The organism is Glutamicibacter sp. BSL13 (assembly GCF_052928425.1).
On the sequence record NZ_JAVGCZ010000088.1, the window covers coordinates 1 to 11,827 of the forward strand.

Annotated in this window: 12 protein-coding genes and 1 pseudogene; 4 read left to right on the forward strand and 9 right to left on the reverse strand. The window is 67.6% G+C overall.

Features of this window, described 5'->3' with window-relative positions; genetic code table 11:
- Positions 1-1,952: FAD-binding and (Fe-S)-binding domain-containing protein (locus RCJ92_RS12720; RefSeq protein ID WP_446754746.1), on the reverse strand; the 1,952-nt coding region annotated here is incomplete at its 3' end.
- A gap of 129 nt (positions 1,953-2,081) precedes the next feature.
- On the opposite strand from RCJ92_RS12720, the gene RCJ92_RS12725 reads away from it, so the two are divergent.
- On the forward strand, positions 2,082-2,735 hold the full coding sequence (locus tag RCJ92_RS12725) for a GntR family transcriptional regulator (protein ID WP_446754747.1): 654 nt from the start codon (positions 2,082-2,084) through the stop codon (positions 2,733-2,735).
- On the opposite strand, the gene RCJ92_RS12730 is transcribed toward RCJ92_RS12725, so the two are convergent.
- From RCJ92_RS12730 to RCJ92_RS12740, 3 genes are all read right to left on the reverse strand, one after another.
- Positions 2,732-3,070 carry a DsrE family protein gene (locus RCJ92_RS12730; RefSeq protein WP_446754748.1) on the reverse strand — a complete coding sequence of 113 codons (339 nt, stop codon included), beginning with the start codon at positions 3,068-3,070 and terminating at the stop codon, positions 2,732-2,734. The two genes, RCJ92_RS12725 and RCJ92_RS12730, sit on opposite strands and share 4 nt — an antisense overlap.
- Positions 3,071-3,395: 325 nt before the next feature.
- Positions 3,396-3,827 carry an acyl-CoA thioesterase gene (locus tag RCJ92_RS12735; protein ID WP_138174659.1) on the reverse strand — a complete coding sequence of 144 codons (432 nt, stop codon included), beginning with the start codon at positions 3,825-3,827 and terminating at the stop codon, positions 3,396-3,398.
- Between the two features lie 34 nt (positions 3,828-3,861).
- Positions 3,862-4,326 (reverse strand): pyrimidine dimer DNA glycosylase/endonuclease V, encoded by a 465-nt coding sequence (locus RCJ92_RS12740; RefSeq protein ID WP_138174661.1) that lies wholly within the window; start codon positions 4,324-4,326, stop codon positions 3,862-3,864.
- A 185-nt stretch (positions 4,327-4,511) separates the two neighbouring features.
- Between RCJ92_RS12740 and RCJ92_RS12745 the strand changes: the two genes are divergently transcribed.
- Positions 4,512-5,156, forward strand: coding sequence for an AmiS/UreI family transporter (locus tag RCJ92_RS12745; RefSeq protein ID WP_138925441.1), 645 nt, complete (start codon positions 4,512-4,514; stop codon positions 5,154-5,156).
- A gap of 24 nt (positions 5,157-5,180) precedes the next feature.
- On the opposite strand, the gene RCJ92_RS12750 is transcribed toward RCJ92_RS12745, so the two are convergent.
- From RCJ92_RS12750 to adh, 3 genes are all read right to left on the reverse strand, one after another.
- Complete coding sequence (locus tag RCJ92_RS12750; protein WP_138174665.1) at positions 5,181-5,594, reverse strand: DUF779 domain-containing protein; 414 nt, start codon at positions 5,592-5,594, stop codon at positions 5,181-5,183.
- Positions 5,595-5,711: 117 nt separating this feature from the next.
- On the reverse strand, positions 5,712-6,740 hold the full coding sequence (gene adhP, locus RCJ92_RS12755; RefSeq protein WP_138174668.1) for an alcohol dehydrogenase AdhP: 1,029 nt from the start codon (positions 6,738-6,740) through the stop codon (positions 5,712-5,714).
- Positions 6,741-6,905: 165 nt separating this feature from the next.
- Complete coding sequence (gene adh, locus RCJ92_RS12760; protein WP_138174670.1) at positions 6,906-8,429, reverse strand: aldehyde dehydrogenase; 1,524 nt, start codon at positions 8,427-8,429, stop codon at positions 6,906-6,908.
- Positions 8,430-8,655: 226 nt separating this feature from the next.
- On the opposite strand from adh, the gene RCJ92_RS12765 reads away from it, so the two are divergent.
- On the forward strand, positions 8,656-9,552 hold the full coding sequence (locus tag RCJ92_RS12765; protein ID WP_446754749.1) for an amidohydrolase family protein: 897 nt from the start codon (positions 8,656-8,658) through the stop codon (positions 9,550-9,552).
- 1 nt (position 9,553) lies between these two features.
- Here the strand turns inward: RCJ92_RS12765 and RCJ92_RS12770 are convergent, their stop codons facing one another.
- Positions 9,554-10,777: a transcriptional regulator gene (locus RCJ92_RS12770; protein ID WP_446754750.1), complete on the reverse strand. Its 1,224-nt coding sequence runs from the start codon at positions 10,775-10,777 to the stop codon at positions 9,554-9,556.
- Between the two features lie 193 nt (positions 10,778-10,970).
- Here RCJ92_RS12770 and RCJ92_RS12775 point away from each other — a divergent pair, with 193 nt between their 5' ends.
- Positions 10,971-11,249: a hypothetical protein gene (locus RCJ92_RS12775; protein ID WP_138174676.1), complete on the forward strand. Its 279-nt coding sequence runs from the start codon at positions 10,971-10,973 to the stop codon at positions 11,247-11,249.
- Positions 11,250-11,261: 12 nt separating this feature from the next.
- Here RCJ92_RS12775 and RCJ92_RS12780 read toward each other — a convergent pair.
- Positions 11,262-11,827, reverse strand: a pseudogene (locus RCJ92_RS12780) (hypothetical protein); the annotation flags it as partial.

Genomic DNA, 11,827 nt, shown 5'->3' on the forward strand with positions numbered 1-11,827 from the left:
CGGGTGGCGGCACCCCAGCCCTTGGCGGCGGCCTTGAAGCCGGCGGCCAGCACCGGGTTCGCGGTTTCGCGCCGCAGCCGCTTGACCAGCAGCCCGGTGTTGATCTGCACCGGGCAGGCGGTGACGCACATGCCGTCCACGGCGCAGGTGTCCACCGAGTCATAGCCCTGCTCGCGCTCCAGTTCCCGGGCCAGCTCGTGGTTTCCCTCGGCCTGCGCCTTGGCGATGGCCCGGCGCACCACGATGCGCTGGCGCGGGGTGAGGGTCAGGTCCTTGGAGGGGCACACCGGCTCGCAGTAGCCGCATTCCACGCAGCGGTCCGCCTCAAGTTCGATGGTCTCGTTCAGCTTGATGTTGCGCATGTGCGCCGCGTGGTCCTCATCGATGATGACCCCGGGGTTGAGCATGTTGCGCGGGTCGGAGGCAGCCTTCAGCTCGCACATCACCGAATAGAGTTCATCCCCGTACTGGCGGCGGACGAAGGGGGCCATGGCCCGCCCGGTGCCGTGTTCGGCCTTCAGGTTCCCGCCCTTGTCCAGGATCAACTGCACCATCTGTTCGTTGAAAGCGTTGTACCGCTTCAGGGCGGCGTCGCCTTCGAAACGGTCGGTGAGCATGAAGTGTATGTTTCCGTCCTTGGCATGGCCGAAGATCACCGAGTCGGCGTACCCGTAGGAGCCGAACAGTTCCTGCAGGTTTTGGCATGTGTCGGCCAGCTCGGCGACGGGTACCGCCACGTCCTCCAGCAGCGCGGTGGTTCCCGAAGCCCGGGCGCCGGCCACCGAGGCGTATAGCCCCTTGCGGAATTTCCAGGCGGCCTGCCGGGTGGCGGCGTCGGCCGAGAGACGGGCCGGGGCCCGCAGGGCGGCGGCATCCAGCAGGCGCTGCCCGGCGGCGGTGTGCGCGGCCAGCTCCTGCTCGCTGTCGGCATGGTATTCGACCAGCAGCGCGGCCTGGTCGCTGACCTCGAATCCGAGGATGGCCTCGGGCACCCCGGGAAGGCCCTGCCCCACCCGCAGTGAGGTGCTGTCCATTAGCTCCAGGGTTGCGGCCCCGGACTCCACCAGCTCGGGAAGCGCCCGGGTGGCCTGGTCAAGGTTGTCGAAGACGGCCAGGGTGGCCACGGCAAGCTTGCGGATGGGGATGGTGCGGAACACGGCCTCGGCCACGAACGCCAAGGTGCCCTCGGAACCGATGATCAGGTGGGCCATCAGCTGCGCGGGCGAGTCGAAGTCCAAAAAGGCGTTGATGCCGTAACCCATGGTGTTTTTCAGCCCGAAGTGCTTTTCAATCAGTGCCACCGAGGCCCGGTTGCCGCGCACCCGTTCACGCAGGCGCTGCAGGGTGGCCACCAGGTGCGGTTCGGCGGCGGCAAACTGGGCATCCGCGTCGGGGGCGGCGGTGTCGATCATGGTCCCGCTGGGCAGCACGAAGACCATGGACTCCAGGGTGCGGTAGGTGTTGAACTCGGTGCCGCAGGCCATGCCGGAGGAGTTGTTGGCAATCACCCCGCCCACCGTGCAGGCCGCCTCGCTGGCCGGATCCGGGCCCAGCTTGTAGCCTTGGCGGGCCAGGCGCGCATTGACCTGGCGGATGGTGGCCCCGGGCTGCACCCGCACCCGCCGGCCCCCGTCCAGCACGGTGATCTGGCGGAAGTTCTTGCGCACGTCCACCAGCAGCCCCTCCCCACTGGCCTGCCCGGCCAGGGAGGTGCCGCCCGAACGCAGGGTGACCGGCTGATGGTTGCGTGCCGCGGCGGCCAGCAGCCCGCTGACTTCCTTGGCGTCGGCGGCGATGACCACCGCCTGGGGGGTGAACAGGTAGTGCGAGGCATCAGAGGCGTAGGCGACCCGGTCAATGGAGCGGGTGCGCACCCGCGACGCGTCGGTGACGACGTTCAATACTTCCGGCGCAACGGTGCTCTCACCCAATGCTGGCGTGCTCACGGCCATGGTGTGCTCCTGTCATCTGGGGATCCAGACTACCCAAATAAGAAAATTGTCTAACAAGTACACATGCCATGGTAGACCCTTGCATGCGATACTTGAACCGTCCAGGCACCAAGGCGGAAAGGAGCGCAGGTGGCGCGCTTGCAAGTGGTCTCCGTGGTTCAGGCGATCATCCGTGACCTGCGGGAGCGAATCTTCAGCGGGGAACTGGCTCCGGGAACACCGCTGCGTGAAACCGAGCTGGCCGCGCGCTATGAGGTGGCCCGTCCCACCGCGAAGGCGGCCCTGGAAAACCTGGTGGCCAGCGGCCTGCTCAGCCGCAACGCCCACCAAACCGCGCGGGTGCGGGTGCTGAACGCCGATGATGCGCGGGACATTTACCGAACCCGGGGAATCATCGAGGCCGAGGCGGTGCGCCTGCTGGCCTTCGAACGCCGTGTGCCGCAGGCCGCCCTGCAGGCCAACGCGGAGATCACCGCCCTGCGCGGCGCCTCGCCCATCGACATCGTCGACCCCGACGTGCGGTTTCATGCCGCACTGGTCGACGCCCTGGAGTCACCGCGCACCAGCACCATCTACAGCCAGCTCACCGATGAGATCCGGCTGTGCATGAGCCATGTCCAGGACGCGACGCTGCTGTCCACCGAACGCATTGCGGGCGAGCATGCGCAGCTGCTCGAGCTGATCTCGCGGGGCGAGAGCCAGGCGGCCGCCGAGGTGCTGGCCGCGCACCTGGCCAATGCCAGCACCCGGCTGGCCGGACACCTGGCGGTCCTGGCCAGCTAAAGCCGCACGTAGGCGGCGCCGGCGAACTGCTCCTGCGCGATCGCGATCGGGGCGGCCGGGACCACCTGGATTCCCGCGGGGAGCTGGCCGGCATCGATCCCCCGGTTGGCCAAACCCACCGCGCACACCCCCACCGTCGTTTCCGGCGGCAGGCGATCCGGGCGCAGTCCGGTGGCCGCGTCCAGCGCCTGGCCATTGATGATGATGCGCACCCGAACCCCCTCAAATGCCTCGCCCAGCCGGCGGGCCGAGTCGATCGCCCGCTGCACGTCCTGCACCTTGTCCGAGGCGTGCAGGACAACTGTCCGTGCCTGCCCCGTGCGCTGTTCACTCATTGCCGTTTCCCTTCTGCCGCAAGGCGCCGCCAGCTGCCCTCCGCCGCCGACGTTCACCGTTTCCTGGTGCCATCATAGAACCGGCCTTGACCGGCTGCGCTGTTGCCGGCCCGATCCGGGAAGGGCCGCCGAAACGCGGGATGCGCAGGCCCGCGAGGAACTGGGAAAGCCCTTCCTCCCGCCTTCCCGGCGGCCACGGCCAGCGAGGGGCAGCCCGGAGTGCGGCCAAACAACCTGCCATGCAGGCGGCCAGCACACTGATGCGCCCACGGGTTGGACACCCTTCCCCGGGCCCCGCAAGGGGAAGGCACCGGCGGCGTGGACGCTATGCGTTGCCGACGCTGAGCATCTGGTCCTGCAGCCATTGGCGTTCGGCAGGGGTGGGCAGGCGTGAGGACACGCCATCGGTGTCCAAGGCCACCATCACCGTGGTTCCGTCAAAGGCGACCTGGCCGTCCTGGTAACCCAGGTGCCGCAGGGCAAAGGACTTGGTGCCGATTCGGTCCACCCCCATGCGAACCGTCATGGACGGCCGGTAGTACAGCGGCTTGAGGTAGTTGATCTGCAGCGCGGCAACCACCAGCCCGTTGCCGAAGCGTTCGGCGATTCCATCACGGCGCAGCCAGCGGACCCGGGCCTCCTCCATCAACGTCACGATCCGGGCGTTGTTCACGTGGCCCAGCTTGTCCTCGTCGCTCCAACGCAACTGGATTTCAATGTCGGTCCCACCGGTGGGGAATGGTGAAGTTTGGCTCATTCCCCCATTTCAGCAACTTCCCGGCGCCGCGGCATCATCCGTTACGCGTGATGGCCGTGTCCTTCTCCCAGGGTTCCACGGATCCGGGAACCAGGTGAAACAGCGGATGCAACGGCAGCTGCTGGACCCCAAGGCGGCGCAGCGGCTCGGCACGCTGCGGGTCGCGGATCAATAGCTTGCCCAGCAGGTGCTGTCGTTCGAAGGCCGCCTGCCCGCTGGGCAGTGCCAGGGTCGGCTCCCCCGCCGCCGGGTGTGGTTCGCGGATGCGCGAGGGGTCGAAGTGGTAGCCACGGTTCGCGGCCTCATCCCACAGTCCCTGCAGGTAACGGCCGATGACCGCCAGCGGCTGGTCCACGGCCCGGAAGCGCACCAGCTGCGGGTGCGCGGTGTACCCCTTGGTTTGTCCGGCCAGGACCTTTTGCGCCAGCAGCGTTTCACGCCAGCAGGCCACCAGTCCCTTGGCGTCGAGCAGGCTTGGATGCAGGGACCATAGTCGCATGGCCACAGTCTACGCATCGAGCGCGGCGCACACCACGGCCCCGGGCCAGTGCCGCCGGTCACGTTCAAGGCCCGGGGACGCTACAATATGTTCAACCGCTGCTCTGGCGGCCAAAATCTTCCCGGTTCGCTGCCGCGACCCGGTTGAGCCCAATTGCCCCGGCAATGCATGGCGAGGAGTGGAATATGGAACATGTGGGACTGGTATTCGTCGGTGTCATTTTGCTGGTCAACGGCCTGGCCGCGGCCGGGATTATTGGCGCGAGGTCCACTATTCCCCTAAATTTCCTGGTGGGGACCATCCAGGTGGTGCTGCCCACCATCATCCTGGCCCAAGCCGGCGGTGACCCGCAGCTGGTGTCCGGCGCGTGGCCCAGCTACCTGTTTGGCATCACCTATCTCTGGGTGGGCTACAGCCTGGTCACCGGCGCCGAAGAGCACGGCTTTGGCTGGTACTGCCTGTTCGTGGCGGCCATTGCGCTGTATCAGGCGTTGTCCCTGCTGGGCAGCGACCCGGTGTTTGCGGTGATCTGGCTCTGCTGGGCGGTGGCCTGGTTCCTGTTCTTCTGGCGCCTGTCCCTGGGCCGGGAACGGGCCGGCGAGGTGGACATCCAGCGTTTTACCGGCTGGTTCCTGATCCTCACCGGGATTCCCAGCAGCACGGTGCCGGCCCTGTTCCTGATGCGCGGCAGCTGGACCACCCTGCCGCTGGCCGGTGGCTTGTGCCTGGCGGCCCTGGTGCTGGTCCTGCTGGTGTGCAGCCAGTTGGCGCGGCGCACGGCGGCGCCCCGCCACCCGCAGCAGCCCCTGCTGCCCTCCACCGGGCTTTAGGCCCGGTGCCCCCGCACCGCGCCGCTAGTGAGCTGGCGGTTCGATGAGCTGGCTGCGGATCAGGAACCGCTTGCCCTCCGGGGCTTCGAGCGAGAACCCCGAGCCGCGCCCGTTGACCACGTCCACGGTCAGCCTGGTGTGCTTCCAGTATTCGAACTGTTCCCTTGACATCCAAAAATCGATGTCGCCCAGCACGGTCCCGTCCTCAGCAGGCAGCGCCAGCACCCCCAGCAGGATGTCGGCGTTGCCGGTCTTGAATTCCCCGGCCGGGTAGCACATGGGAGAGGAGCCGTCACAGCAGCCGCCGGACTGGTGGAACATCAGCGGGCCGTGCAGATCCCACAGCCGGCGCAGCAGCTGCACGCACTGGGCGGTGAAGTCGACCCGGGAGAACTGCTCACCATCGATCACCGGGCGGGATTCGATAACCTGGGCCATGGTGTGTCCTTTGCTGGTTGGTGCGGCTTGGCGTCGGCGGGGAAGCCTGCGCCCGAAGTGCACGCGTGAGCGCTGACGCTGCGTTCTTCGGGCAGTGGCCGGGTCCCCAGTGTCCTACTATTGCGCCGTGTAGTCGATCACGACGCGGCCATCGATCTTCGCATGGCGCATCTCGTCGAAGACGGCGTTGATGTCCTCCAGCGGTCGGGTGTGGAAGGTCGGCTTGATCTTCCCGGCCGCATAGAATTCCAGGGCCTCAATCATGTCCTGGCGGGTGCCGACGATCGAGCCGCGGATGGTCAGTCCCTTGAGCACGATGTCGAAGATCGGGGCGGGGAAGTCCCCGGCCGGCAAGCCGTTGAAGACAATGGTGCCGCCGCGGCGGGTCATCCCGATGGCCTGGCCGAAGGCAGCAGGGTGCACGGCGGTGACCAGCACCCCGTGGGTGCCGCCGATCTTTTCCTGGATTACCTCCGCCGGGTCCTGCGCGAACGCGTTGACGGTCAGTTCGGCCCCGTGCTTCGTGGCCAGCGCCAGCTTCTCGTCGGCGACGTCGATGGCGACCACCCGCATGCCCATGGCCACCGCGTACTGCACCGCGATGTGCCCCAGCCCGCCAATGCCGGAGATGGCCACCCACTGTCCCGGGCGCACCCCGGTCATCTTCAGGCCCTTGTACACCGTCACGCCGGCACACAGCACCGGCGCGATTTCGTGGGGGTCCGAGCCCTGTGGGATCAGGGCGGCGAACCGTGCGTCCACCAGCATGTACTGCCCGAAGCTGCCGTTCACCGAGTAGCCGCCGTTGGTCTGGGACTCGCACAGGGTTTCCCAGCCGGTCCGGCAGTATTCGCAGCTGCCGCAGGCGCTGGCCAGCCACGCGTTGCCGACCAGGTCTCCGACCTTCACCTCGGTGACGCCCGGGCCGACCTTCTCAACGGTGCCCACCCCCTCGTGCCCGGGGATCAGCGGCAGCGTCGGCTTGACCGGCCAGTCCCCCTCGGCCGCGTGCAGGTCGGTGTGGCATACGCCCGAGGCGATGAGCTTCACCAGCGCCTGGCCGGGGCCCGGCTCCGGGATGGGGGCGTCCTTGACCTGGAATTCCTGGCCGAAGTCCTCGACGACGGCTGCTTTCATGGTGCTCATGGTGTTGTCCTTTGCTTGGCGTTCGAAGGCGTGCAGCGTGAGCGGGGCGGCCGCCGATGAGGCTGGCTATCGGCGGCGCTACGCCCGGTGACCCCACGCCCTCGAGGTCTGTTCAAAATGTGGAAGTGGTTTCCCCAAGGACGGGGAGGGTGTGAACGGTGTTGCTTAGAAGAAGCCGAGCTTGTCCTCCGAGTACGAGACCAGCAGGTTCTTCGTCTGCTGATAATGCGAGAGCATCATCAGGTGGTTTTCCCGGCCGATGCCGGAGGACTTGTAGCCCCCGAAGGCCGAGTGCGCCGGGTAGGCGTGGTACTGGTTGACCCAGACACGACCGGCCTGGATCTGTCGTCCGGCCCGGTAGGCGGTGTTGCCCTCGCGGCTCCACACGCCGGCCCCCAGGCCGTAGAGGGTGTCATTGGCGATCGTGATCGCGTCGTTGTAGTCACTGAATTTGGTGACCGCAACGACCGGACCGAAGATCTCCTCCTGGAAGATGCGCATGTTGTTGCTGCCCTCGAAGATGGTGGGCTGCACGTAGTAGCCGTCGGCAAGCTCCCCACCCAGCTCGGCCCGGCCGCCGCCGGTGAGCACCTTGGCGCCCTCCGCGGTGCCGATGTCCATGTAGGACAGGATCTTCTCCAGCTGGTCATTGGAGGCCTGGGCCCCCATCATGGTTTCGGTGTCCAGCGGGTTGCCCTGCTTGATCGCCCGGGTGCGGGCCAGCACCTTCTCCATGAACTCGCCATAGATGCTTTCCTGGACCAGTGCCCTTGAGGGGCAGGTGCACACCTCGCCCTGGTTCAGCGCGAACAGGGTAAAGCCCTCCTGCGCCTTGTCGTAGAACGCGTCGTCCCTGGCCGCGATGTCCTCGAAGAAGATGTTCGGGCTCTTACCGCCCAGTTCCAGGGTGACCGGGATCAGGTTCTCCGAGGCGTACTGCATGATCAGCCGACCGGTGGTGGTTTCACCGGTGAACGCGATCTTGCGGATGCGCGGGTTGGAGGCCAGCGGCTTGCCGGCCTCGGCACCGAAGCCGTTGACGATGTTCACCACGCCCTCGGGCAGCAGGTCCCCGATCAGCTCGATGAGCACCAGGATGCTGGCCGGGGTCTGCTCGGCCGGCTTCAGCACCACCGCGTTGCCCGCGGCCAGTGCCGGGGCGAGCTTCCACACGGCCATCAGGATCGGGAAGTTCCAGGGGATGATCTGCCCGACCACCCCCAGCGGTTCGTGGAAATGATAGGCGGTGGTGTCGTCATCGATCTGCGACAGGGTGCCTTCCTGGGCGCGGATGGCCCCGGCGAAGTAGCGGAAGTGGTCCACCGCCAGGGGCAGGTCCGCGTTCAGGGTTTCACGGACCGCCTTGCCGTTGTCCCAGGTTTCGGCGACCGCCAGCATTTCCAGGTTCTGCTCGATGCGGTCCGCGATCTTGTTCAGGATGACCGCGCGTTCGGCGACACTGGTCCTGCCCCACGCGGGGGCGGCGGCATGTGCGGCATCCAGCGCCAATTCGATGTCTTCGGCGGTGGAGCGGGCCACCTCACAGAACGCCTTGCCGGTGACCGGGGTGATGTTCTCGAAGTACATGCCCTTGACTGGGGCCACCCATTGGCCCCCGATGTAATTCTCGTAGCGCGACTTGAACGCGACCAGTGCGCCGTCGGTGTTCGGGTTGGCGTAAATACCCATGGTTGTCTTGCTCCTTCGTGGCCGGACAGATGCTGCCCGTGGTGGTTCTTGGCCCGTTCGCCGGCGCCGGGCCCGCGGTGCCGCGGGCTCCTTCGCGGTGAACCGCAGCTGTTGGATGTGACGATAGTCACTGGAAGGTTGCAACTAGGTTGCATGCCCCGGGCAACGTACGATGAGGCGCGAGGGGACCGGACGGCGGACGATTCAAGAACAGGTGGGCAGCGCTATGCGGCATAGGGCGGGGCCAGGTGGTGACGCGCAGGTCAGCGGCTGGCTGGCTGAACTGGGCATTGCCGGGATCACTGACCTGCATGTGCATTTCATGCCGGATCGGGTGCAGCAGAAGGTCTGGGGATTCTTCGATGAGGTGGCCGCCAGCGGCGCGCCGGCCTGGCCAATCCACTACCGGCTTCCGCTCCAGCAGAGGATCGAGGTGCTGGCCGGGCTGGGGGTGCGCAATTTCAGTTCGCTGAACTACGCGCACCGCCCGGGCATGGCCCAGTGGCTCAACGACTTCAGCACCGCCCTGGCCCAAGACCATGCGCAGGTGATTCACTCAGCCACGTTCTTCCCGGAACCCCAGGCCCCTGCCGTGGTGCAGCGGGCGCTGGACGCCGGGGCGCGGATCTTCAAGATCCATGTCCAGGTCGGCGGGTTCTGCGTCCTGGATCCGCGGCTGGAGGAGGCCTGGAGGCTGGTGGAGCAGGCCGGCGCCCCCGTGGTTATCCATTGCGGGCATGGGCCGCACCCCGGGACGTTCACCGGCATCGCACCGATCCGGCGGCTCATTGAACGCCACCCGGGCCTGGTGCTGATCATCGCCCACGCCGGGTTGCCGGACTATCTGCCGTTTGCCGAGCTGGCCCAAAAGCACCGCAACGTCTACCTGGACACCACGATGGTGGGCACCTCCTACATGCAGCAGCTCTTTCCAGTCCCGCCCGACTATGCCCGCATTCTGCATGGGCTGGCGGGCAAGGTGGTGCTGGGCAGCGATTTCCCCTCCATCCCCTACCCCTACAGCCATCAGCTGCAGGTGCTGAACGGCTGGGGGCTGGGTGCCGAATGGCTGGCCGGGGCCCTGTGGCATACGCCCCGTGGGCTGGTGGGGCTGCCCGCCTAGCTCAGCGGATCATGGCCTCCACCTCCGCCACCACCAGGGAGCGGGCCGGGGAGTCCGCGGGCAGCTCGCGCAACGCCGCCTGCAGCAGCTGCGGGTCGGCCAGCTGCCGGCCCAGGCGCAGCAGCTGGTGGGCACTGCCCCGGTCCATTGCCACCTCGCGCAGGGCGGCGTGCGCCCGGGCCCGCAGTTCCACGATGCCCGGCGCCTGGGAGCGGGCCAGCATGTCCGCCGGGTGCAGGGCCAGCGCCTGCTCCAGGTCCCCTGATTCCAGTGCCTGCCACAACCGGCCCAGGCTGGTGTGCAGATCCCATCCCAGCCGGTAGGGGCGGGCGGCGATGCTGCGGCCCGGGACGGCGGCCAGCACCTTGCGCAGCCGAACGATCTCGGCGCGCACCGTCCCGGCGGCGGCGGCATCCGGAAATTCGAAGAGCCGCTCGACCAGCTCGGCGTTGCTCAGCCCCCGCGGGTGGGCGCCCAACAGGGTGAGGATCTCGGCGTGGCGCAGCGAGATGGGCTGGCCAGAGAGTTCCGGGCCCTCGGCGGCGCCCAGATCCAGGAAGTCCCCACTGTCCGGACGGTGGGTGGGCCCCGGCAGCAGCAGCTGGCTTTCGGCGGCCGCCACCGCGGCACGCAACAGCGGCAGGGAGTGCACGGCGATGGCCTCATCCCCGCCGGTCAGGTCCACCGCGCCGATGATCCTCCCGGTCTTCGGGTGGTGGATGGGCGCTGCGGAACAGTTCAGGTGATGCACGTGCTCGTACAGGTGCTCGGCCCCCGAAACCTGAACCCCGTCACCGGTGGCCAGCGCCAGCCCCGGGGCGGAGGTTCCCACCGAACTTTCGGCCCAGTTCGCGCCCGCGGCGAACCCCACCCGTTCGGCCCCGTCCATGGAGGAGCCGCTGCCGGCCACCCACAGCAAGGTGCCCTGGGCGTCGGCGAGCGCCACCAGCAGGTTCGCGTCGGTGGCGGCGGGCACCAGTAGTTTTTCGAACACGGGCCAAATCCGCTGCAGCTCACTGCGTTCGCGAGTCAGCCGCAGCCGCTCATCACTGAGCACCGCCGGTTCGCGGCGGATCCCGGGAATGGACAGGGAGCGCTTCCAGGATTCGCGCACCACGTTGCGCAGCGGCAATGCGTCGATGTTCCCGGATTGGCTGCCAAGCATTTCGTGGGCGCGCGCCGCCTTGCGGGCCTCTGCCGTCCAGTCGATGACCGCTCCCCCCATGCCACTCCAAACCCCGAAGCGTAGACCCGTGCCTAAAACTTTTGATCGTGGAACATCAGACTAGGGCAAATCTGCGGGCTTTTGAAGGGCGCCGCCGCCAGGGCGCGCACCGATGCGTGGTTCTTTTCCCGCAACAGTCCCGCCTTGGGAGATAATGACGGTTAATCTCGTTCCCCAGTGATTGGACAACACCGTGAAGTTCACCTCCTTGCGCCGCGTTGCCGGTGCCGCTGTGCTGATGCTGGCTGCCGCTGTCATCGCCGTGCCCGTGCTGGCGCCCGCGCCTGCGGGTGTCGCGCCCCAGTCCCGGCCCTTCCCGCTGCAGGAGGCCTTTGTCCCGCAGGGTTCGTTGGCCGAAGCCGTCAGCGAGCTGTCGCTGCAGGATCGGGCCGCGGTTTTGTCGGGACAGCCGGCCACCATTGTGGTTGATGTCCAGACGGGCAAGATTATCCAGGTCCAGGAGCTCCCCTAGGCGCGTTGCCGGCTAGCCACGCAGATCCCGGCGCCGGTACAGCCCGAGGGCCAGGGCACCGAGCAGCAGCGCCGCGGCGGTGAACCCCGCCGCCGGGACGGCGGATGCGCCCTCGCGCACGATTTCCAGTGCCGCGATGGAGGTGAATGGTTCGGCGTCCATGACCCATTGCGGCACATTCAGCAGTGGCCCGTAGGTGCCGATCAGGATGCAGCCAACCAGCAGCACCCAGACAAGCGCTGCCCCGCCGCGCGCCTCGATGCCCAGTGCCACCATGGACAGCGCCAGCCAGCCGGCCACCACCGGCAGGTACCACAGGCTCGCGGCAACAAAGCTTCCGAACACCGGAGCGGCCAGCGCGGTACCGGCCCCGATCCCCAGACCCAGCCCGGCCATGGCCAGCAGCAGTGCACTGCCCAGCAGACCCAGCAGCATCTGGTGTCCCATCAGCCACCACCGGGACACCGGCAGCGCCAGCACGACCTCACCGCGGTGGTGCAGTTCATCGCGGCGCAGCCGGTGCGGGCTCTGCACGGCGAAGACGCCCACCACCATCGCGAAGAAGGCCAGGAACTTGG